Source organism: Nonomuraea sp. NPDC049269, assembly GCF_043197155.1.
Taxonomy (GTDB): domain Bacteria; phylum Actinomycetota; class Actinomycetes; order Streptosporangiales; family Streptosporangiaceae; genus Nonomuraea.
On sequence record NZ_JBICSO010000014.1, the window covers coordinates 142,552 to 163,444 of the forward strand.

A 20,893-nucleotide genomic window follows, 5' to 3' on the forward strand; every position below is an offset into this window, starting at 1 on the left:
CGATGTTGCTGCCACCACGCATCCTGCGGCGCCTCATCCTCGCTCCACTCGTCATCGTGGTGACCGTGTTCGCGATCGTCACGCTGCCGGTGTGGGTCGTGGTGACGTTCGCCGCGTCGCTGCGCCTCCCGCCGCCGCAGCGCCGGGGGCTGCGGTTCGCCTGGTTCGGGGTGGCGTGGCTGACGCTGGAGTCGGCGGTGCTCGTCGCCTGCCTCGTGCTCTGGGTGGCCGGCGCGTTCGGCCGCGACCAGCAACAGGAGCGGCACTACGCGCTGATCAGATGGTTCCTGGCCAAGGTGTACGGCGCCGCCGTACAGATCTTCCGCCTCACCGTCGACATCCACGAACCGCCGCTCACCGAAGAGGAACAGGCCGCCCGCCTCACCCGCCCGGTGATCGTCCTGGCCCGCCACGCGGGTCCCGGCGACTCCTTCCTGCTGATCTATCACCTGCTCTCCCTGTACGACCGGCGGCCCCGGATCGTGATGAAGGCGGCGCTGCAGTTCGACCCGTCGCTGGACGTGGTGGTCAACCGGCTGCCCAACGCCTTCGTGCCCCGCCGTACCGCCGAGAGCGGCATCATCGACGAGATCAAGCGGCTGTCCTCGACCATGGACGAGGACGACGCGCTGGTGATCTTCCCGGAGGGCGGCAACTTCACCCCCCGACGCCGCCGGCTGGCGATCAGGCGACTGGAGGAGAAAGGGCTGGACGAGGAGGCGTCACGGGCCCGCGGCATGGATCACCTGCTGCCGCCCCGCCCCGGCGGCGCCATCGCGGCCATCGAGTCCTGCCCTTCGGCCGACGTCGTCTTCGTCGCGCACACCGGCCTGGACGACCTCATCACGGTGGGCGACGTGTGGCGCAAACTACCGGTCAGCGCGCACATCACCGCGAAGTGGTGGCGGGTGCCCGCCTCACGCATCCCCAAGGACCGCGAGGCGCGGATCCGCTGGCTGTACGACCAGTGGGAACTCATCGACGACTGGATCAGCGCCCAGCGACTCACCCTGCGCTAGCTCCCGGCGGAAGGAGCGGGACGGCGGGCGGGCCGTGCTCGATGAGGTCGAGCAGGGCGTCCGTGTCGAGGTGCTGTTCGACCAGATCGCCGAGGGCGTCCAGGCGGCTCTCGCGCAGCAGGGCGAAGTCCGTGTCCGGCGCCGGGACGAAGACGCGCCCGGCCCGTTCGGCCACGTCGGTGAGGAAGGCGCGGCGGAAGCCGTCGTTCTCCAGCGCGCCATGCCAGGTGGTGCCCCACACGTCGCCCGCACGGCAGCCGTCGAGGAACGGCTCGCCGCCTTCGACGGTCGCGACGCCGTGGTGGATTTCGTACGCGCTGACCGGATGCCCGTAGGCGTGACCGGCCGGGCGGCCGAGCGTCTTGCCCGCGGCGAACCTGACCCGGACCGGAAGCAGGCCCAGACCCTCGACCCGGCCGGCGCCCGACTCGACGTCGTCGTGGATCTCGCGGGCGAGCATCTGGTAGCCGCCGCAGATGCCGAGGACGGGCCCGGTGCGCCGCCGGACGGCGGCGGCCAGGCCGGTGTCGCGGAGCCAGGCCAGGTCGCTGACCGTCGCGCGGGAGCCGGGCAGCACCACCAGGTCGGCGTCGTCGAGCTCCGCCGGATCGGTCACGAAGCGGACGAGCACCCCCGGCTCTGCGGCCAGGGCGTCGAGGTCGGTGAAGTTGGAGATCCTCGGCAGCTTGACCACGGCCACGCGGAGCGTCTGGTCGCCGTGGGGCCGCTGCGGGGCGATCGAGCGGCTGCCGAGGGCGAGTGAGTCCTCGACGTCCAGCCAGAGCCCGTCCAGCCAGGGCAGCACACCGTACACGCGGCGGCCGGTGAGCTCGCGGAGCATGTCCAGGCCGGGTTCGAGCAGCTCGGCCGCGCCCCGGAACTTGTTCACGACAAATCCGGAAATATGCGCTTGGTCGGCGGCGTCCAGCAGGCCGACCGTGCCGTAGAACGCGGCGAAGACGCCGCCGCGGTCGATGTCGCCCACCACGATCACCGGCAGGTTCGCCGCCCTGGCCAGGCCCATGTTGGCGATGTCGCCCCGGCGCAGGTTGATCTCCGCGGGGCTGCCGGCGCCCTCGCAGATGACGACGTCGTACGAGCTTCGCAGCCGGTCGAGCGAGGCCAGCGCGCTCTCGCGGAGCAGGTCCTTGAGCCGGCCGTACTCCATCGCATCGACGTCGGCCACCGGCTGTCCCATCAGGACCACCTGGCTGCGGCGGTCGCTGCCCGGCTTGAGCAGGATCGGGTTCATGTCGGCGACGGGTTCGAGCCCAGCGGCCCGTGCCTGCACGGCCTGGGCGCGGCCGATCTCGGCGCCGTCGGCGGTGACGTACGAGTTCAGCGACATGTTCTGGGCCTTGAACGGCGCGACGCGGACCCCCTTACGGGCCAGCCAGCGGCAGATCCCGGCGGTGACGACGCTCTTGCCCGCGTCAGATGTGGTGCCGGCGACCAGCAGCGCTCCGCTCATGGCTTACATCTTGACCTGCTCCCCGCTCTAAAGGTACGGGACGGGGGTTCCCGTGCCGCTATGCGGCAGCTCGTGCCGCTTGCGCGGCTCGTGCTGTGGAACGGGGTGCTTGACGTTTCTCGGACCCGGGTGGGTCTCCACGCCCTGAGACGACCAGCCCGGCCGCCTGTCCTTTGGCCTTGATGTTCCTCGCCCCGACAATGTCGGCGTGCTCGGCGTGCCCGCAAGAAGTGCAGGAGAAGATCGCTTGGCTCTTGCGGCTCTTCTCGTCCACCTTCCCGCACGCAGGTTCCGGGCACGTCTGGGACGTGTACGCGGGGTTGATCTTATGGATGACGCTGCCGGTGTAGCGGGCCTTCGAGCGCAGGGCGACTTCCAGGCCGTACCAGCCCTTGTCGAGAATCGCCTTGTTGAGCCCGGACTTCGCCGCCGCGCCGTTGCGCAGGAACCTGCCCGGCCGGTCGGGGTCCGGCTTCGGCTTGACGGCCGCGCTCATGCCCTTGGTGTTCAAATCTTCGATGACCACGTGCCCGTACAGGCGGGTGAGCCGATACGCGGCCTGGGCATTGAAGTCAGCGCGCCGCCACCGGACCCGCCGCATGACCTCACCCATCGCGGCCATGACCCTCTTGCGCCGCTTCGACCCCTTCTTCGTGCGGGCGAGCTGGCGCTGCAGCCGTAGATACCGTTGCGCTTGGCCGGGCGTGAGATACCCGAGGTCGTCCTTGCGGTCCCCTTTCGTCTCCCCTGGCAGCTGCCTGGAAGAGACACCGTCGGTTGTGGCGTGGCGGCGGTCGAAGAACTCCCCGTCCGACGTGACGGCGGCCGTGACGACCCCCCGGTCCACGCCCACCCACTGCGGGCACACGTGGTGCTCACGCTCAGCGATCCCATCGTCGATCAGGAAGCTGATGAACCAGTGCTCGCCGTCCTTCGACACGGTCGCGGACTTGACGCTTCCCCCGAGCGGGCGCGACATCCGAAACCGCGCCCACCCGAACCTGGGTAGGAACGCCCGCCCCCACTTACGGGCGATCCGCTCTACGGGCAGGTGTTTGGCGGTGGGGAACCGAAACGACGGCTTGCTCTTCGCCTTCGACTTCCAGCGCACCTTCCAGGTGCCATGCTTGCGGCACGCCTGGTCCAGGTCCTTGAGGGTCTGCTGGATCACCTGGGCGGGGGCGTCGGCGAGCCAGTCGCAGTACGGTTCCTTCTTCGCCTCGACAAGCTGCTTGCACTGCTCGGCATAGGTGATCCACTGGCCGCGCCGCCGGTAATCCCGCCGTTGTTCCAGACCGGTGTTCCACACGGCCCGGGAGATCCCGCCCAGCCTTTCGGCGAACGCCCGCTGCCCGAAGTCGAACTCCAGGCGGTATTTCCGGCCCGCCAACATGCGCAACACCCCCTACCCCACGGGACGCTCACAGTCTCACCGACTCGAACACATTATCATCTGGTCTATGAGCCATGAAGTGGAATATCGGCGAGGCAGACACGTGGTTTCCGCGATGCACGTCCATCTGGTCTTTGTCACTAAATATCGCAGAAACGTGTTCGACGACGCGATGCTGCGCCGCTGCGAAGACATCATGATCGAGGTGTGCGACAGCTTCGAAGCCGAACTACGCGAGTTCAACGGCGAACACGACCACGTCCACCTGCTCGTCCATTACCCACCCAAGGTCGCGATCAGCAAACTCGTCAACTCGCTGAAAGGCGTCTCCTCGCACTACCTCCGCAAAGAGTTCACCAGCCCGGACAACCCCGCCACGCACGGCCCCCTCTGGTCACCCAGCTACCTCGCCGCCTCCTGCGGCGGAGCACCACTATCGATCATCAAGGCGTACATCGCACAACAGCGCCACCCCACCTGAGGCTCCGGCTCCACGCTCCGGAATGCCCCGCCTACGGCAGGCCACCCCCCAACAGAGGACCGCATTCATCCCCAGCCCGAAGGGCCGTGGCTTTCTGCGGACCTTCAGTAAGCCGGTGCTCCTTCTCGCCGTGCCACTCGACGCTCAGCACCGTGGCGTCGTCCTGGAGGCGGCCGTGCTGGTGTTCGAGGATGGACTGGATCAGCCGGCGGAGCGTCTCCGGCGCCGACATCCCGTCGGCTTCGCGGCGGACGACGAAGTCGATGAACCGCTCGAGCCCGAACAACTCCCCTTCCGGGCTCTGCGCCTCGACGATGCCGTCGGTGTAGAAGAGCAGGCGATCGCCGCGTTCGAGCTGGTAGTGCTCCAGACCGGCGGACAGGCCCAGGCGGAAGCCCATCGGCGGCGACGGCACGCTCTCCAGGGTGGCGACGCGGCGGCCCCGCCGGATCACCAGCGGCGGGTGGTGCCCGCGATTGACCCAGGTCAGCTCGCCGGTCTTGAGGTTCAGGTCAGCGAGGATGCCGGTGGCGAACCGGGTGGCGCCGAACTGTTCGGCGATCGCCTCGTCGATGGCCTCGCTGGCCGCCAGCAGGCCGGTGCCCCGTAGCCGGTTGTTGCGGCAGGCGCCGACGGCGATCGTCGCGGTCAGCCCCGCGGAGGTGTCGTGCCCCATGGCGTCGAAGATCGACAGGTGCAGCGTGTCGCCGGCGAGGGCGAAGTCGTACACGTCGCCGCCCACGTCGTAAGCGGGCTCCAGCGCGGCGCCGACCACCACCTTGTCGTTGGCGAAGCTGCCGCTCGGCATCAGGTTCCACAGCACCTCGGCCGACAGGGTCATCGACTCCACGCGTACCAGCGAGGCGTAGGTGTCGCTGAAGTTGCGCTTGCTGATCAACAGCAGCGAGACCAGGCTGGCCAGCTGCTTCACCCGCCAGTCGATGTCGTCATCGCCCGCGGGAACGGTCACCCCCAGCATGCCGACCCGTTCGGTGCCGTCGAGCAGCGGCACCCACAGCCGCCGCCTTCCCTCCTCGGCCAGCGACTCCGGCTCACCCTCGACAACGTGCTTGGCCTGGACGACCTCCACATTGCGGTAGGCCCGCCCGGCGAGCGTGGAGTCGATGCGGATCGGCCGCAGCGGCTCGCCCACCGCGTCGTGCTGGCCGGGCAGCGGGACGAGGTACTGCTGCTGCAGGTCGACCACGTAGATCATGGTCTGGCAGAACCCGGCCGGCTTGGCATGCTCGGCGACCAAGACCGGCAGATCCTCGATGGCGGCCAGATGGCTCGCGCCCAGCAGGCCGCCCAGCATGCGCTCACCCTCACTTCGCATGCGCGCCCCTCCTACGTCTCCCAGAGGGTCATACCCCGTTGGCAGCCTCTAGACCTGCGGTTTTGTCGTTCATGCGGGTGCGTTCGGCAAGCCGTTGTCCCGTCGCGTACTACGCTGCCAGGCATGCCCAGCGACGCCCTCATGGCCTGGCTCACCACGCGCGCCCCCGAGCAGTTGGCGCTCCTGGCCGATCGCGGCGCGCTACGGGTCCGCGGTCGCGAGCCGTCATTGGAGGACTACGCCCACCTGCTCAGGCAGGACCATGTGCTCGCCCGGTTGATGGGCTTCTGTACGCTCCCAGAGCTCCAGGCCCTGGGCGCGATCGCCTGGCTGTCCGCCCAGCGGCACGGCCCCTTCCCCGACGACTACTGGCGCGCTCCCGACCCGGACGAACGCGCGGTCCCCCGAGCCGAGGTGCTGACCCTCCTCGCGGGTCAGGACCAGGACCTGCGGGCGGAAGCGCAGGCGGCCCTGGAACGGCTGGCCGACCAGGCCCTGCTCCAGCCACCCCACGGCGAGCTGTGCGTGGTGGCCCCCTACATCCACCGGAACCTGGCGGACGGCATGGGACTGGGCCGCCCCGCCGCCCACCTCATCGCCCGGTATTTCAACGCGCCGGAGGTCCATCGGCTGGCCGCCGCGCTGGGGCTGGACAAGACGCCGGGCCGGGAAGCCGCCGAGCGGAACGTCGTGGCGTTCCTGACAGATCCGGAACGGCTGCACGCCCTGCTCGCGAAGGCGCCCGCCTCGGCCACGGAGCTGCTGGACCGGCTCGCGCACGAAGGGCCCCTGCTCGAGGTCCGCTGCTTCCACCCGGCGGGCCCGTACGGCACCAACAAGTACGTCTTCCTCGCCGGTGGCTCTGGGCATGCTGGCGCGGACTGGCTGGCGGCGCGCGGGCTGCTGCTCCCGGCGGGCGTTCCCCAGGTGGCCGAGCTGCCGGTCGAGGTGGCGATCGCGGTCCGCGGCGAGCTGCGGGCGACGTTCACCCCGCGCCCTCCCCGGCCCCGCGACCTGCCGCGGGCCGAGAACATCGAACCCGCCGCCGAAGCTGCGGCCGGCACGCTCGCCTGGCAACTCGAACGGCTGCTCGCCGGCTGCGCCGAACAGCCGCTCACCGTACGCAAATCCGGCGGGGTCGCGATCCGCGACACCAAACGCCTGGCCAAGGGCATCGCCGAGCCCGAGACCGTCCGCTTCCTGCTGGAGCTGTGCTTCCGCGCCGGCCTGCTGGGCCTCCTGGCCGAACCGGCCGAGCCCCCCGCGAACCGCCGCGCCAAGGTGCCCCCGCCCTCCCACATCGTCCTGCCCACCCGCGCCTATGATCGCTGGCTGTCGTACGCGCCCGCCCAGCGGCTGGTCCCGATCCTCGCCGCCTGGGCCGTCTGCCGCGACATCCCGCTGTGGTGGCCCGACCCCGACCAGACGCCCGTCGCCCTGACCGGCCTCGACGACCCCGACGCGGTCAGCCTGCGCTACGCCCTGCTGGAGGCCCTGGCCGCCGCTCCCGCCCAGCGCGCGACCGACGCACCGCCCTACCTGGTGGCCGCCGCGACCTGGCACCGCCCCGCCCGGATACCGCAGGGCCCGGCCGGCGCCCAGCGCATCGAGTCCACCCTCCGCGAGGCCGCACTCCTCGGCGTCATCGGCCAGGGCGCCTTGACCCGGCTCGGCCACACCGTGCTCGACCTGCTCCGCACCGGCCAGGCATGGAAGGCCGCGAACGCCGCCCTCTCCCCCGTCCTGACCGGCATGCTCCCCGCGCCCCGCACCACGGCCCGCTTCCAGACCGACCTGACCGCCGTGGTGTCCGGCGCCCCCGAAGCGAAACTGGCCGCCCTGCTGAACACGGTCGGCGTCCGCGAATCGGAAGGGCACGCGGTGGTGTGGCGCATCAGCCACGCCTCGGTACGGCACGCCCTCGACGCAGGCCACGAACCGGGAACTCTGCTCTCCCGGCTCCGGGCCGTGGCGGAAGGCGACCTCCCACAGCCACTGGAGTACCTGATCAAGGACGTGGGACGGACGCACGGCCGGATGCGGGTAGTGCGATCCGGCTGCTGCATCCGCTCCGACGACGAGGCACTACTGGCCGAACTCGCCCACGCCAAGCCACTCCGCGCCCTTGGCCTGCGCCTGATCGCACCGACAGTGCTGATCAGCGCGAGCCCGGAACGGGAGACGATGACCGCACTGCGCGCCGCAGGCTACGCCCCGGCCCTGGAGGCGGAGACGGGCGCCACGCTGGTGGAAAAGCCCGCCACCAGGCGGGCGCCCTGACACCCGCGGACCTCGCTTTCAGGGCGCTTCGCGCTTTGGCGCTTCGGGCTGTGTTTTGTGGGGGGCTCGGGGGGGCTGCCGCCCCCTCACACTCCCCGGCCCCCAATCGAATCGCGTGACAGCAGTGCCTTGGTGACTCCAATGGCCAGAAGGGCACCATGTCCTCAAGCCGTGTGGAAGCAGTCTCGACTCCCCGGCGAGGAGCGGTAAGTGGCCCGCACCGAGTACTACGACGACCCTGACGCTCCCGAGCCGAACAGCCTGGTCGTGGGGGTGTCCGCCGTGGTCGTCGACGACGGAGGGCGAATCCTCCTGCAAAGGCGCACCGACAACGGGCTGTGGGCGTTGCCCGGAGGTGGGATGGACCTCATCGAGTCGGTGCCGCAGGCGGCCGTACGGGAGGTGAAGGAGGAGACCGGATACGACGTCGAGGTGAGCGGGATGGTCGGCCTCTACACCGACGCCCGGCACATCATCGCCTACAGCGACGGAGAAGTGCGCCGCCAGTTCAATATCTGTCTGACGGCACGCGTCATCGGTGGAGCGCTCGCGATCAGCGACGAGTCAACCGACGTCCGCTGGGTCAGCCCAGATGAGATCGAGGAACTGCCCATGCACGACACCCAACGACTCCGGATCGAGCACTTCCGCCAAGGAAAGGCGACACCCTACATCGGGTGAAGCGGGCCGCTCCGGACCTTATAGCGCGCTTGGCTGGCTTGGTCGAGAGTTCGGACGGTTGGTCCCGGGGACCTACCGGCGTCGCCCGCCAGGCCGCCTCGTCCTGCGGGGTCGCGGGCTTGACGCCGAAATCCTGCCGGATGCGCCAGCCGGCCGGCTCCGGATCGGTCCATCCGTGACACGTCAATTCCCGCCGCAGCAGCGGATTCGCCACTGCGCGGCACCGCACGTCGTTAGTCCGGGCGCTGACCGGGCTGCTGTGGCGGTGGCTGCGGAGGCTGCGGGCTTGGCGGCTGCTGGCCCTCTGGCTCGCCTCCGCCGTAGCGGCGCTGCGCCTCGTCCACGCCCTTCTCGATGTGCTGGTCGTACTTGTGGCCGGTCCGCTCCTTGGCGAACCGCTCGGCGCGATCCAGCACCTTGTCAGCCTGCTTGGAGTGCCCTCTCGCCAGGTCCTCGGCCTTCTTCAACCATTCCGCGATGCGGCTCATGGCTGTGCCCCCTTCTCGTGCCTTACAGTTGCCCCCTACCCGGAGTCGGCGCGAGGTCACACCTCGCGCCGATCGCCAGCACGACCGCCACTGCCACTGCCGCGGTTCCGTCCGCGACTAGCGAACGGAACCGCATCAGAAGAGCACTTCAACCGTCTGGCTCTCAGCGCCGCAGTGCGACCAGTTCGCCCTTGCCCACGTTGATCGTGGTGACGGTCAGGCGCGGCTCCCGTTGGAGGAGGTCGTGCAGTGGGGCGATCTCCTCGGGGTGGGACAGGGCGTTGTCGGCCACGAGCACGCCGCCCTGCCGCAGCACCCGGTAGGGATGCGGCCACCAGGAGGGGTACTCGACTCGTTCGGCGTCGAGGAAGAGCAGGTCGACCGCGCCGTCCGGCATGCGGGCGAGCGCCGCGCCCCCGTCCTCGACGCGGAACTCGACGTGATCGGCCAGCCCCGCCTCGGCGACCGTGCGGCGGGCGTGCGCCTGGGCCTCGGGGTCGGTGTCGAGGCTGAGGAGGTGCCCGCCGACCGCCCGCGCGGCGTCGGCCAGCCACAACGTGGACACGCCCCGCGAGGTGCCGATCTCCACGATGATCCGTGCCCCTGCGCTCTGGGCCAGGAACCACAGGAACTCTCCGGCGTCGGGCTCCAGCACCCGCCACCGGTCCAGCCGGTCCTCCTGGCCGGCGTCGTGCTGGGCGGCGGCCGTGTTCAGCTCCGCGATGATCTTCCTTAGCGTGGCATCCATAGCAGGATTCTGCCTGGGGCCCGTCACGTGGTCACCGGCGCCATCCCCTGCTCCCGGTAGCCCGTCGGCCAGGCAGCGCAGCATCCGACTCAGCGGACGCCCGTCCGGCGACCTCGTCGTGCCGGCCGACGTCACTGCCCAGTGCGTCCCAAAGGCCAACCGACGTGTCCCGCAGGCCAACCAGCGCGCCCCCAGGCCAACCAATGTGTCCCGCAGGCCGAACAGCGTGGCCCTCAGGCCAAGAGGCCCCGCAGGACATAGGGCATGATGCCGCCATGCCGGTAATAGTCGGCTTCCCGTCTCGTGTCGAGGCGGACAGTCACCTGGAAGGCGATGTCACCGGCGGTGACGGTCAGCGTGGGCGGAACCAGGCCGTCGCCGATCGGGCCGAGGCCGCGGATCGTGATGATCTCCCGGCCCGTCAGTCCGAGCTCGTCGGTGCCCTCGCCAGGCATGAACTGCAGCGGGAGGATACCCATGCCCACCAGGTTCGATCGGTGGATGCGCTCGAACGACTTGGCGATGACGGCCCGCACGCCCAGCAGCGCGGGGCCCTTGGCGGCCCAGTCGCGGGAGGAGCCGGCGCCGTAACCCTCCCCGGCGAGCACCACGGCCGGGACCGACGCCGCCCGGTACGCGCAGGCGGTTTCGTAGACAGTGGTGATCGTGCCGCCGTCGAGGAAGTTCGGGGTGAACCCACCTTCGGTGCCGGGGACGAGCTGGTTGCGCAGCCGTACGTTGGCGAAGGTGCCGCGCATCATCACATCGTGGTTGCCACGCCTGGAGGCGTAGGTGTTGAGCTGGCCACGTGGCACGCCCAGCCCGGTGAGGTAGCGGCCGGCGGGACCGGCGGGCGGGATCGCCCCGGGGGGCGAGATGTGGTCGGTGGTGATGAAGTCGCCGAGTTTGACCAGTACGCGGGCGTCGGCGATGTCGGTGACGGGCGGTGGTTCGAGGGGCATGCCCGCCACGTAGGGGGCGCGGCGCACGTAAGTGGATGCGGGGTCCCAGGGGAAGGTGGCGGAGCTTTGAGTCTCCAGCCGTTGCCAGCGTTCGTCGCCGTCGAACACGTCGGCATAGGCGCGGGTGAACATCGACGGCTGGATCACCTGCTCGACCACACCGCGTACCTCGTCCGCCGTCGGCCAGAGATCCCGCAGGTAGACGGGCCGGCCCGCGAGGTCCGTGCCGAGGGGTTCGGTGGTGAGGTCGAGGTCCATCGTGCCGGCGATGGCGTAGGCGACGACGAGCGGGGGCGAGGCCAGGTAGTTGGAGCGAACCTCCGGCTGGATGCGGCCCTCGAAGTTGCGGTTGCCCGACAGGACCGCGGCCACGTCCAGGTCGTGCTCGGCCACCGCCCTGGACACCTCCTCGATGAGCGGCCCCGAGGCGCCGATACAGGTCATGCAGCCGAACCCGGCCAGGTGGAAGCCGAGTTCCTCCAGGTAGGAGGTCAGGCCCGCCACACCGTAGTAGTCCATGACGACGCGCGAGCCGGGCGACAGGGTGGTCTTCACCCAGGGCTTGGCGCGCAGGCCGCGCCGGACGGCGTTCCTGGCGAGCAGCCCGGCGGCGACCATGACCGAGGGGTTGGAGGTGTTGGTGCAGGAGGTGATCGCGGCGATGGCGACGGCTCCATGGCCGATCTCCTCGCCGCTCTCCCCCAGCCTGGCCCGCACCTCGGGCCGTGCCTGAGCCCGGAAGGCGGCCTTGGCGGCGTCGAGCGGGACGCGGTCCTGCGGCCTGCGCGGCCCCGCGATGGACGGCACGACGGTGGCCAGGTCGAGGTCGAGGTCGGCGGTGTAGCCGGGCGGCGACTGCGGATCGTGCCACAGCCCCTGCGCCCTGGCGTAGGACTCGACGAGGTCCGCGTGTTCGGCGGCGCGGCCGGTGAAGCGCAGGTAGCGGATGGTCTCCGCGTCGATGGGGAACAGCGCGGCGGTGGAGCCGAACTCGGGGCTCATGTTGGAGATGGTCACCCGGTCGGTCACCGGCAGCGCGGTGACGCCCGGGCCGTGGAACTCGACGATCTTGCCGACCACGCCGTGCGCGCGCAGCAGCTCGGTGAGGGTCAGGACGAGGTCGGTGGCGGTGGCGGCCGGAGGGAGCGCGCCGTGCAGGCGTACCCCGACCACGTCGGGCACGACGATGGACACCGGCTGGCCGAGCATCGCCGCCTCGGCCTCGATACCGCCGATCCCCCAGCCCAGCGTGCCGATCCCGTTGACCATCGTGGTGTGCGAGTCGGTGCCCAGGCACAGGTCGGGGAACGCCGCGCCGTCCTGGCGCATCACCACGCGGGCCAGGTGTTCCACGTTGATCTGGTGCATGATGCCCTTGCCCGGCGGCACCACGGTGAAGCCGCGCAGCGACGCCTGGCCCCAGTGCAGGAACCGGTAGCGCTCGGCGTTGCGCTCGTACTCCAGCTCGGCGTTGCGGGCCAGGGCACCGGGGCGGCCGAAGGCGTCGGCGATGATGGAGTGGTCGACGATGAGTTCGGCGGGGATGGCCGGGTTGATGCGGTCTGGATCGCCGCCGAGCTCCGCCATCGCGTCGCGCATGGCGGCCAGGTCGGCGAGCGCGGGCACGCCGTTGGTGTCGTGCAGGAACACCCGGGCGGGGTGCAGGTCCACGGCCGCGGCCCGGTCCGCGCGCGGCTCCCATCCGGCCACGGCCCGTACCTGCTCGGCCGGAGCGCCGTGCCGCAGCAGGTTCTCCAGGATGATGCGCAGGCTGTACGGCAACCGGGGCGGGGCGAGATCAGAGACGCGGTGGATCCGCCACTCGCGGGACCCCACACGCAAGAACTCGTCGTCTTCGGACGTCACCGGCCTGTTCATGAGGCCTCCTGCTCGGAGGGCGCCTTGGTGGGTATCGCAGTCATGATGATCTTTCTCCGCTGTGGTCGCCGGTGTCGGCAGCGGCCTCGGGCAGGTCCTCGGGGAAGGCAGGCGTCCAGAAGCTGTTCAGGTGCGTGCCGGACTCGACGCATTCGGCGGCCACGGTTCGCCAGGCGGGATAGTGCGGCGCGGAGCGGTGCTCCACGGTGAAGGCCGCTTCGCCGCGGTAGATCTCGTACAGGGTGAACCGGTGCGAATCCTCGTGACCGCGCAGCACGTCGAAGCGCAGGCGGCCGGGTTCGCGGCGGGTGGCGCGGGCGTTGGCCTCGATGCCGTCGAGGAAGGCGGCGAGATGGCCGGGGCGTACCCGCAGGTGCACGATCACGACGAACATACGCTCATCCAGTCGGGCAGCGGGATCGCGCCTGCCTTGGCCAGCCGTTCGAGGCCGCGCAGGGTCCGCTCGGGCAGCCGCACTCCGGCAAGGGCGGCCTCGGCGGCGTTGCGGTCCTCGATCTCGCCGGGGTAGAAGATCTCGTCGAAGCCGGGAGCCCGCGGCACGGCCTTGGTGCGGTCGATGAGGTCGTCGAGCCGGTGGGCGTAGTCGGCGGGGTCGGCGACGGCGTCGAGGCGGAGGGCGAGCAGCAGGTGGCCGCAGCCGGAGCGGCGGTCGGGCACGTAGGGGCCGGTCACGTCGGTGGCGTAGGAGCTGCCGGTGAGCACGCCGGACAGCACGTCCATCATGAACGAGATGCCGTATCCCTTGTGCCCGGCCATGGGCAGGATGAGCCCGTCGATCGCCTGGCGCGGGTCGGTGGTGGGGGTGCCGTCCGCGGTCTGGGCCCAGCCGTCGGGGATGGGCTGCTCGCGTTCCAGCGCGGCGTAGATCTTGCCGCGGGCGACCGTGGTGTTGGCGATGTCGAGCACGACCGGACCGAAACGCCCGCCGGGAACCGCGATGGACCACGGATTCGCGCCGACGCTCTTCTCCCGGCCGCCCCACGGGGCCATGGCGGGGCTGCCGTTGGTGGTCAGCAGGGCGACGCAGCCCTCGGCGGCGATCATGCGGGTGAAGTAGGCGGCGGTGCCGAAATGGTTGCTGTTGCGGACCGCGACCATGCCGACTCCGTGCTCGGCGGCGCGGCGTACGGCGTCGCGGGCCGCGTACGCGGTGACGACCTGGCCGACACCGTCCCGGCCGTCCAGAACGGCCACGGCGCCGCCGTCGATGACGGTCGCCACGTCGGTCACCGCACGCATGGCGCCGGAGCGCAGGCGGTCGGCGTACCACTCCAGGCGCAGCATGCCGTGCGAGGGGTGTCCCTGCATGTCGGTCGTGACCAGGCTGTCGGCCACCAGCCGGGCGTCCGGCTCGGGGACGCCGAGCGAGGTCAGAATGGCGGTCCCGAACGCGACCAGGTCGGACGGCGGGATCATGTCACCTTCCCTTTCTTACGGAGGACTGCCGCCCGCGCGGGTCCTTACGGAGTACGGCGGCCGACGCGGGCGGTTCCTCACGGAGTGCGGCGGCCTGCGTGGGTGTCAGGGGGCGGATGGGGCGGTCGCGCAGCAGCAGCCACAGTCGCGCGGTCTCCTCCAGCTCCTCCACGACATCGGCGGCGGTCGCCAGGTCCGCGCCCGCGACGATCGGACCGTGGTTGGCCAGCAGCAGGGCGTGCGCGTCGCGGGCGGCCCGCTCGGCGATCGGCCCCAGCGCCGGATCACCGGGCGCGTGGTACGGCAGCAGCGGCAGCCGCCCCACCCGCATCACGTAGTAGGCGGTCAGGGGAGGCAGCGCGTCGTCCGGATCGAGCCCGTCGTGGCAGGACACGGCGACGGAGTGGGTGCTGTGCAGGTGAACCACCGCGCCGGCGTCCGGGCGGGCGCGGTAGAGAGCGGCGTGCAGGAACGCCTCCTTGGACGGACGCGGGCCGTCCAGGTGGTCGCCCGCGAGCCCGACGAGGGACAGCCCATCGGGCGAGAGGTCGCCCAGCGACCCGCCGGTCGGCGTGATCAGGAAGCCCTCGCCGGCGCGGGCACTGATGTTGCCGGTACGCCCGTGCGTCAGCCGTCTGCGGAACAGGGACGCGCCCAGCTCCGCGATCCGAACGGATATGTCGGTCATGTCGCCTCCACGGCCTGGACCAGGAGGTCAGGACGGCCGAAATTGCCGGATTTGAGCAGCAGCGCCAGCGGCCGGTCGCCCGTGGTGAGCAGCCACGGCACGCCCGGGTCCGCCTCGGCGCCCACGATCACGCCGGTGACGCCGAGCGCGTTGACCACGGCGCCGGAGGTCTCGCCGCCCGCGACGACGAACCGGCGCGCGCCGAGCTCGGCGGCGCGCGCGGCGACGGCGGCCAGCGCCCGCTCCAGAGGCTCAGCCGTGCCCGGCGAGCGCTCCTCGGGCGGGGCCGACGAGTAGACCATGACCGGACCGCCCGCGCCGAAGTGGCTCTCCAACCACTGGATCGCCTCCTCGACCAGGCCGCCGTTCTCGGGACGGAGCCGATAGGAGGGCATCCGCTCGCGGGCCCGCGCCACCTGCTGAAGGGTGGCCGCCGAACAGCTCCCCGCGAGCACCACACTGGGCCCCGCCGGCAGCTCGGGCATCCCGACCGCACTACCCGAGCTGGTCGCCCCAGACACCGCGACCTCGCCGGGCACCTGGACCACATCAGACGCCCCGGTCTCCCCGGTCGCGCCGGACACCCCGCTCGGGCCGGCCACCCCATCCGGAGCGGCCACCCCGGTCGGGCCGGACATCCCGACTGCGGCAGACGTCTCGATCGGGCCGGTCGCCCCGGTCGAGCCGGTCGTCGTTGTCGGGCCTGACACGCCGGGAACGCCCGTGGGGCCGGGCGTGCCAGCGGCCAGGAGTGTGCCTGCCGCGCGGCCCAACCCTGCCGCGCCGGTGATGACCGGCAGGTGGGCGGTGGCGCGGGCGATCGTGTCGAGGTCGTGGTCGTCAATGGCGTCGGTCACGGCATGGCGGACGCCGCGCGCCTCCAGGTCGTCCAGGGCCGCGCGTACGGCGTCGGCTCCGCGCGCGACCACCGCGTGCGGGACCAGCGCCACAGGGTGCGGCGTCTGCCGTCCCAGCACCCGTACCAGGTCCGAGTCGGTCATCGGGGTGAGCGGGTGGTGCCGCATCGGCGACTCCGACAGCAGCCGGTCACCGACGAACAGATGCCCCTGATAGACAGTGCGGCCGTGCTCCGGCGAGGCCGGACAGGCGACGGTCAGCCGCGCCCCTGCCGCCTCCACCAGCACGTCGGCGACCGGGCCGATGTTGCCGTCGTCGGTGGAGTCGAAGGTGGAGCAGTACTTCACGTAGATGCGACCCACGCCCTGCCCGGCCAGCCACCGCCACGCGGCCAGCGACTCCGCCACGGCCGTCTCCACCGGCACGGAACGGGTCTTCAGCGCGATCACGACGGCGTCGCAGTCCGGAACAGCCGTCCCGTGCGGTGGCGTGCAGAACAGCAGGACCGTGCGCAGCCCCGACCGCCGCAGCGCCGCGGCGACGTCGGTGCCGCCGGTGTAGTCGTCGGCGACGCAGCCGAGCGAAGGGCTCATACCAGCGCCTCGCGCAGCGCCCGCGCCGCCATGAGCGGTGGGCTGAGCACCGGCACGCCGAGCCGGTCGGCCAGTTCGGCGTGCACGGGGCTGATCGAGTACTGGCCGAGCAGGACCAGCTCGGCCAGGCCGAGAGAGGGCTCGGCGGCCCGCGCGAGCGCGTCCACCAGGGCCGGCCAGTCGCGCACAGCGGCTGCGGCGGCGGCCCCGGGCGCCGCGACCCCCTTCACCTCGACGCCCTCGGCGACACGCTGTAGCCGCCGCGCCGAATCCGCCGCCGCCGAGTCGAGTGAGCCGAGCATGAGGACCTTGCCGGGGCGCCGCTGGGCGACGTCGGCGAACATCGCCTCGTCCGAGCCCGTCACCGGTACGTTGTGCAACCGCCGCGCCAGCTCGGCGGCGGGGCCGTACATCGAGCAGGACAGCAGCACGGCGTCCGCGCCGCCGCGCACCGCGTAATCGATGAGGGCCAGCATCCGGCGGGTCAGAGCGGGCGTCATCCCCCCTGCCGCGTCCGCCTCCGTCACGAGCCGGTCGTCCATCAGGTGCCAGGCGGCGGCCTCGGGGAATCCTTGGCCGAGCCCGTCGGTGGCGGGCCGCATGGAGGCGGGCGTGGCGTTGACGACCGCGACCGTGAAGCTCATCGCTTCACACCGGCCGCGACGGCCTCGGCGAACGCGCGGGTGCCCGCCGTGCCGCCCATGTCGCGGGTACGGGTGCCGGAGCGGACGGTGTCGGCGACCGCCGCCTCGATCAGCGCGGCGGCCTGGCTCAGCGTGGCGTCCTGGTGGCGGGTGGCGAGCCAGTCGAGCAGCATGGCGCTGGACAGGATCATCGCGATCGGGTTGGCCAGGTCCCGTCCGGCGATGTCGGGGGCCGAGCCGTGGGCGGCCTGGGCCATGGCGCGCTCGTTGGAGGCGTTGATGGACGGGGCGATGCCGAGTGAGCCGGCGATCTCGCCCGCCAGGTCGGACAGGATGTCGCCGAACATGTTCTCGGTGACGATGACGTCGAAGCCGTCAGCCCGGCGCACCAGGTGGACGGTCATCGCGTCGATGTGGAAGTCGTCCACCGTGACGTGCGGGTAGCGGGCGCCCACCTCCTGGCAGACGTCGCGGAACAGGCCGGTGGTCATCTTCAGCACGTTCGCCTTGTGCACGATGGTGAGCTTGCCGCGCCGGCGGGAGGCGAGTTCGAAGGCCTCGACGGCGATCCGCTCGACCGCGGGCCGGGTGATGATGCCCATGGCGATAGCCACGTCGGGGGTGGGCATGAACTCGCCGCTGCCCTTGTAGGTGCTGCGGTCGGCGTAGAAGCCCTGGGTGTTCTCCCGGACGATGACCAGGTCGGTGCCCGGGACGACCGCGTCGGCCCCCTCGAACGACTTGGCCGGGCGGATGTTGGCGAACAGGTCGAAGTGCTTGCGGATGGTGCCGCTGGGATTGAGGCGGGAGCGGTGCGGCTCGGGGTAGGCGGCGCTGTCGTGCGGGCCGAGCAGCCAGGCGTCCAGCCCGGCGAGCGCGGTCAGCGTCGAGTCCGGTACGGCGTCCCCGTGCGTGTCGATGGCCGAGCCGCCCAGCGGCAGCTCCACCCACTCGACCGGTGACGCACCGGCCGCCGCGAGCGCGGCGTCCACGACCAGAACCGACGCGGGGACGATCTCGGGGCCGATGCCGTCACCTTCGAGTACGCCAAGACGGTAAGAGGTCACGTTTTGTCCTTCTTCAATCAGTGACGGTGACGAGTGCCTGCACGTCCTGAGGCAGGACGCCGGTGGTCGGGTAGACGAGGCAGGCCGCTGGCTCGGCGAGGAGGGTGACCTCTCCGGCCAGGCCGGGGCGGGCGCTCTCGACCTGGATGATCTGGTTGCCCAGGCGGAGGCCGTACTCGTAGCGGGAGCCGATGTAGGAGCTGGTGAGCACCTGGGCGGTGAGTACGTTCACGCCGTCGGGGGTCGCACGTCCGGTGGGCAGGATCTCCAGCCGTTCGGGGCGGACGGCCACGCTGACCGCCTGCCCGGTGGCCGCGGCGCCGGGCTGGACGGTGATGGTCTGGCCGGTGCAGTCCAGCCGCACCTCCTGCGGGCCGGTCGCCGTGCCGGTGAGGAAGTTGCATCGTCCGACGAAGGCGGCCACCTCCGCGGTGGCGGGCGTCTCGTAGATCTCCATGGGGGTGCCGATCTGCACCATGTCGCCCTTGGACATCACCGCGATGCGGTCGCTCAGCGCCAGGGCCTCCTCCTGGTCGTGGGTGACGTAGACGGTGGTGATGCCGAGCTCCTCCTGCAGCCTCTTGAGCCAGGCGCGGGCCTGCTCGCGCAGTTGCGCGTCGAGGTTGGACAGCGGCTCGTCCAGCAGCAGCACGCTGGGCGAGTAGACCAGGGCGCGGGCGAGGGCGACGCGCTGTTGCTGGCCGCCGGAGAGCTGGTGCGGGTAGCGGTCCTTCAGCTCGGCCAGGCCCACCTTGCCCAGGGCCTCGGTGATGAGCTCGTCCTGCTTGCGCCGGTCGACTTTGCGGATCTTGAGGGGCATGGCCAGGTTCTGGGCGACGGTCATGTGCGGCCACAGCGCGTACGACTGGAACACCATCCCGAGGTTGCGGCCCTCGGGCGGCACGAACGTGCCCGCGTCGACGAAGGTGGCCGCTCCGACGGCGATGCTGCCGTCGGTCGGCCGCTCCAGCCCGGCGATGCAGGCCAGCGTGGTGGACTTGCCGCAGCCGCTGGGGCCCAGCAAGGTGAAGAACTCGCCGTCGGCGATGGTGAAGGTGATGTCACGCAGGACGGCGTTGTCGCCGAACTGCTTGCACAGGCTGGTGACCTTGACCTCAGGCATCGTTGCGTCCCTTGAGAAGTAGTCCGGCGAGTCCGACGAAGGTCGCCGTAATGGCGATCTGCAGGCTGGCCAGCGCGGCCACGGAGCCGGTGTTGCCCTGCACCCACAGTTCGAGCATCGTCGTGCCGATGATGTTGGAGTCCGCCGAGCCCAGGAACACCGCGGGCGAGTACTCCTTGAGCAGCGTGACGAACGTCAGGATCAGCGCCCCGGCGAACGCCGGCCGCAGCAGCGCGGCCAGGATGCGGGTGAACGTACGCACCCAGTCGGCTCCCGACACCCGGGCGGCGTTGTCGAGCTCCCGGCCGATCTGCATGACCGACGGGGAGATCGAGCCGAACCCGCTGGGCAGCGCGCGCAGCCCGAAGCCGATGATCAGCGCCCACAGCGTCCCTTGGATGAGGGAGCCCAGCCCGAAGGGCGCGAAGGCCAGCGCCCAGAACAGGCCGATGCCGACGATGATGCCGGGCATCGCCTGCGGGGCGAGCGCCAGGTACTCCACCGCGCGGGCGAAGCGGAAGGTCGAACGCCGCGACACCATCACCGCCAGCAGCGACAACGCGCTCACCAGGACGGCGCCGACCGAGGCCACGATGAGGCTGTTGACGATGGACTGCACGTACACCGGATAGGTGAAGATCCGCTCGTAGTTGTCGCCGGTGAGGGTCTTGAACGGCGACTGCAGCGGCGTGAAGATCTGCGTGAACGAGCGGAAGATCAGCCCGCCGATGGGCACCAGAGCGCCCATCACCACGTAGAAGCCGATGACGGCCACGCTCAGCCACTTCAGCCAGCCCAGGTCCAGGCGGCGCGGACGGGTGGCCTTCCCGCGTACGGAGACGAACCGCTGGGCGTTCTTCAGCAGCTTGGCCTGCAGGGCGACCAGGCTGATCGTGACCAGCAGGATGATGGCCGAGGCCGCGCCGAGCACTCCGTAGTCCGGGCTGATCGACTGCAGGCCGTTGCGATAGAGGAAGGTGGAGAAGACGTCGATCCCCACCGGCTGGCCGAACAGCAGCGGCACGCTCAGCGTCTCGACCGCCATGCTGATCACCAGGATCGAGCTGTAGACGATCGGCGGGCGCAGCAGCGGCAGGACCACCGACCGCAGGATCCGCAGCGGGCCCGCCCCGCACACCTGCGCGGCCGACTCCAGCGAGGCGTCGCTCTGGCGCAGCGCGTTGGCGCAGAAGGTGTAGGCGATGGGGGCCAGCGCCACCGCCTCGGTCACCGCCATGCCGGGGATGGAGTACAGGTTCCACGGCAGGAAGCCGAGGGCCCTGCGTACCTCGACGCTGACGAACCCGGCCGGGCCGTACATGGTGATCCAGCCGAAGCCGAGGATCAGCGAGGAGATGAAGAACGGCCACTGCATGGCGGCGGCGAACACCCGGCCGCCGGGCAGCTTGGTGCGGACCACCACCACGGCCATCGGCACCGCGATCAGCAGGCTGAGCACGGTGGTGAGCCCGGCGAACAGCGCCGTGTTGAGCACGACACGGCCGAAGCCCGCCTCGGTGAACAGCCGCACGTAGTTGCCGGCGCCCAGGACGCCGCCCGCCTCGTACAGGGGGCGGTCCAGGAAGGACTGGTGCAGCGTCGGGACGACCGGCGCCAGCACCAGGACGGCGAGCAGGACCAGCACGCCGTACTGCAGCCAGGTCTCCCGGGCCAGCCCCAGCGGCCTGCGGTAGCGCGGCGGGGGCTCCACCTGACGCGGCGGGGACAGGGTGGTCATCTCGATCC

At 71.0% G+C, this 20,893-nt stretch carries 18 protein-coding genes; 4 read left to right on the top strand and 14 right to left on the bottom strand.

The features are described 5' to 3' along the window. Positions 1-2 precede the first annotated feature (2 nt). A complete protein-coding gene (locus ACGFNP_RS56490; protein ID WP_393332799.1) occupies positions 3-1,019 on the top strand; it encodes a 1-acyl-sn-glycerol-3-phosphate acyltransferase in 1,017 nt (338 codons plus the stop codon). Here ACGFNP_RS56490 and ACGFNP_RS56495 read toward each other — a convergent pair. Both ACGFNP_RS56495 and ACGFNP_RS56500 read right to left on the bottom strand, forming a co-directional pair. Continuing rightward, positions 1,006-2,490, bottom strand: coding sequence for a cobyric acid synthase (locus ACGFNP_RS56495; RefSeq protein ID WP_393332802.1), 1,485 nt, complete (start codon positions 2,488-2,490; stop codon positions 1,006-1,008). The two genes, ACGFNP_RS56490 and ACGFNP_RS56495, sit on opposite strands and share 14 nt — an antisense overlap. A 58-nt stretch (positions 2,491-2,548) precedes the next feature. Beyond that, on the bottom strand, positions 2,549-3,883 hold the full coding sequence (locus ACGFNP_RS56500; protein WP_393332805.1) for an RNA-guided endonuclease InsQ/TnpB family protein: 1,335 nt from the start codon (positions 3,881-3,883) through the stop codon (positions 2,549-2,551). Positions 3,884-3,950: 67 nt separating this feature from the next. On the opposite strand from ACGFNP_RS56500, the gene tnpA reads away from it, so the two are divergent. Then, on the top strand, positions 3,951-4,364 hold the full coding sequence (gene tnpA, locus ACGFNP_RS56505) for an IS200/IS605 family transposase (protein ID WP_358332671.1): 414 nt from the start codon (positions 3,951-3,953) through the stop codon (positions 4,362-4,364). 31 nt (positions 4,365-4,395) lie between these two features. On the opposite strand, the gene ACGFNP_RS56510 is transcribed toward tnpA, so the two are convergent. Next, positions 4,396-5,700 (bottom strand): PP2C family protein-serine/threonine phosphatase, encoded by a 1,305-nt coding sequence (locus tag ACGFNP_RS56510; RefSeq protein ID WP_393332808.1) that lies wholly within the window; start codon positions 5,698-5,700, stop codon positions 4,396-4,398. 123 nt (positions 5,701-5,823) lie between these two features. Here ACGFNP_RS56510 and ACGFNP_RS56515 point away from each other — a divergent pair, with 123 nt between their 5' ends. Next, entirely contained in the window at positions 5,824-7,980 is a 2,157-nt protein-coding gene (locus ACGFNP_RS56515; RefSeq protein WP_393332810.1) for a helicase-associated domain-containing protein, read from the top strand. A 210-nt stretch (positions 7,981-8,190) separates the two neighbouring features. Then, on the top strand, positions 8,191-8,661 hold the full coding sequence (locus ACGFNP_RS56520; RefSeq protein WP_358332679.1) for an NUDIX domain-containing protein: 471 nt from the start codon (positions 8,191-8,193) through the stop codon (positions 8,659-8,661). A 233-nt stretch (positions 8,662-8,894) separates the two neighbouring features. Here the strand turns inward: ACGFNP_RS56520 and ACGFNP_RS56525 are convergent, their stop codons facing one another. From ACGFNP_RS56525 to ACGFNP_RS56575, 11 genes are all read right to left on the bottom strand, one after another. Then, positions 8,895-9,149 carry an antitoxin gene (locus ACGFNP_RS56525; protein ID WP_358332682.1) on the bottom strand — a complete coding sequence of 85 codons (255 nt, stop codon included), beginning with the start codon at positions 9,147-9,149 and terminating at the stop codon, positions 8,895-8,897. Positions 9,150-9,312: 163 nt separating this feature from the next. After that, positions 9,313-9,897: a class I SAM-dependent methyltransferase gene (locus tag ACGFNP_RS56530; RefSeq protein ID WP_358332685.1), complete on the bottom strand. Its 585-nt coding sequence runs from the start codon at positions 9,895-9,897 to the stop codon at positions 9,313-9,315. A gap of 233 nt (positions 9,898-10,130) precedes the next feature. Beyond that, complete coding sequence (acnA, locus tag ACGFNP_RS56535) at positions 10,131-12,737, bottom strand: aconitate hydratase AcnA (protein WP_393332813.1); 2,607 nt, start codon at positions 12,735-12,737, stop codon at positions 10,131-10,133. A gap of 40 nt (positions 12,738-12,777) precedes the next feature. After that, complete coding sequence (locus ACGFNP_RS56540) at positions 12,778-13,131, bottom strand: putative quinol monooxygenase (protein WP_393332816.1); 354 nt, start codon at positions 13,129-13,131, stop codon at positions 12,778-12,780. Beyond that, positions 13,119-14,174: an Ldh family oxidoreductase gene (locus tag ACGFNP_RS56545; protein ID WP_393332818.1), complete on the bottom strand. Its 1,056-nt coding sequence runs from the start codon at positions 14,172-14,174 to the stop codon at positions 13,119-13,121. Before ACGFNP_RS56545 ends, ACGFNP_RS56540 begins: the two co-directional genes overlap by 13 nt. A 1-nt stretch (position 14,175) precedes the next feature. Then, complete coding sequence (otnC, locus tag ACGFNP_RS56550) at positions 14,176-14,862, bottom strand: 3-oxo-tetronate 4-phosphate decarboxylase (protein ID WP_393332820.1); 687 nt, start codon at positions 14,860-14,862, stop codon at positions 14,176-14,178. After that, the gene (locus ACGFNP_RS56555; RefSeq protein WP_393332823.1) at positions 14,859-16,313 is read right to left on the bottom strand and encodes a four-carbon acid sugar kinase family protein; all 1,455 of its coding nucleotides are present in this window, start codon (positions 16,311-16,313) and stop codon (positions 14,859-14,861) included. Before ACGFNP_RS56555 ends, otnC begins: the two co-directional genes overlap by 4 nt. Beyond that, positions 16,310-16,957, bottom strand: a complete 648-nt coding sequence (locus ACGFNP_RS56560) for an aspartate/glutamate racemase family protein (RefSeq protein WP_393332826.1) — start codon at positions 16,955-16,957, stop codon at positions 16,310-16,312. Before ACGFNP_RS56560 ends, ACGFNP_RS56555 begins: the two co-directional genes overlap by 4 nt. Further along, the gene (locus ACGFNP_RS56565) at positions 16,954-18,024 is read right to left on the bottom strand and encodes an isocitrate/isopropylmalate dehydrogenase family protein (RefSeq protein ID WP_393332829.1); all 1,071 of its coding nucleotides are present in this window, start codon (positions 18,022-18,024) and stop codon (positions 16,954-16,956) included. Before ACGFNP_RS56565 ends, ACGFNP_RS56560 begins: the two co-directional genes overlap by 4 nt. A 13-nt stretch (positions 18,025-18,037) precedes the next feature. Further along, positions 18,038-19,147 carry an ABC transporter ATP-binding protein gene (locus ACGFNP_RS56570; protein WP_358332708.1) on the bottom strand — a complete coding sequence of 370 codons (1,110 nt, stop codon included), beginning with the start codon at positions 19,145-19,147 and terminating at the stop codon, positions 18,038-18,040. Further along, positions 19,140-20,885 (bottom strand): ABC transporter permease, encoded by a 1,746-nt coding sequence (locus ACGFNP_RS56575; RefSeq protein ID WP_393332833.1) that lies wholly within the window; start codon positions 20,883-20,885, stop codon positions 19,140-19,142. Before ACGFNP_RS56575 ends, ACGFNP_RS56570 begins: the two co-directional genes overlap by 8 nt. Positions 20,886-20,893 lie beyond the last annotated feature (8 nt).

Bases quoted from the DNA above. Each gene is read 5' to 3' on its own strand.
- ACGFNP_RS56575 (WP_393332833.1), bottom strand. From the start codon at position 20,885: ATGACCACCCTGTCCCCGCCGCGTCAGGTGGAGCCCCCGCCGCGCTAC.
- ACGFNP_RS56560 (WP_393332826.1), bottom strand. From the start codon at position 16,957: ATGAGCTTCACGGTCGCGGTCGTCAACGCCACGCCCGCCTCCATGCGG.
- ACGFNP_RS56570 (WP_358332708.1), bottom strand. From the start codon at position 19,147: ATGCCTGAGGTCAAGGTCACCAGCCTGTGCAAGCAGTTCGGCGACAAC.
- acnA (WP_393332813.1), bottom strand. From the start codon at position 12,737: ATGAACAGGCCGGTGACGTCCGAAGACGACGAGTTCTTGCGTGTGGGG.
- ACGFNP_RS56545 (WP_393332818.1), bottom strand. From the start codon at position 14,174: ATGATCCCGCCGTCCGACCTGGTCGCGTTCGGGACCGCCATTCTGACC.
- ACGFNP_RS56490 (WP_393332799.1), top strand. From the start codon at position 3: ATGTTGCTGCCACCACGCATCCTGCGGCGCCTCATCCTCGCTCCACTC.
- ACGFNP_RS56555 (WP_393332823.1), bottom strand. From the start codon at position 16,313: ATGAGCCCTTCGCTCGGCTGCGTCGCCGACGACTACACCGGCGGCACC.
- ACGFNP_RS56530 (WP_358332685.1), bottom strand. From the start codon at position 9,897: ATGGATGCCACGCTAAGGAAGATCATCGCGGAGCTGAACACGGCCGCC.
- ACGFNP_RS56500 (WP_393332805.1), bottom strand. From the start codon at position 3,883: ATGTTGGCGGGCCGGAAATACCGCCTGGAGTTCGACTTCGGGCAGCGG.
- ACGFNP_RS56540 (WP_393332816.1), bottom strand. From the start codon at position 13,131: ATGTTCGTCGTGATCGTGCACCTGCGGGTACGCCCCGGCCATCTCGCC.
- ACGFNP_RS56515 (WP_393332810.1), top strand. From the start codon at position 5,824: ATGCCCAGCGACGCCCTCATGGCCTGGCTCACCACGCGCGCCCCCGAG.
- otnC (WP_393332820.1), bottom strand. From the start codon at position 14,862: ATGACCGACATATCCGTTCGGATCGCGGAGCTGGGCGCGTCCCTGTTC.
- tnpA (WP_358332671.1), top strand. From the start codon at position 3,951: ATGAGCCATGAAGTGGAATATCGGCGAGGCAGACACGTGGTTTCCGCG.
- ACGFNP_RS56495 (WP_393332802.1), bottom strand. From the start codon at position 2,490: ATGAGCGGAGCGCTGCTGGTCGCCGGCACCACATCTGACGCGGGCAAG.
- ACGFNP_RS56510 (WP_393332808.1), bottom strand. From the start codon at position 5,700: ATGCGAAGTGAGGGTGAGCGCATGCTGGGCGGCCTGCTGGGCGCGAGC.
- ACGFNP_RS56525 (WP_358332682.1), bottom strand. From the start codon at position 9,149: ATGAGCCGCATCGCGGAATGGTTGAAGAAGGCCGAGGACCTGGCGAGA.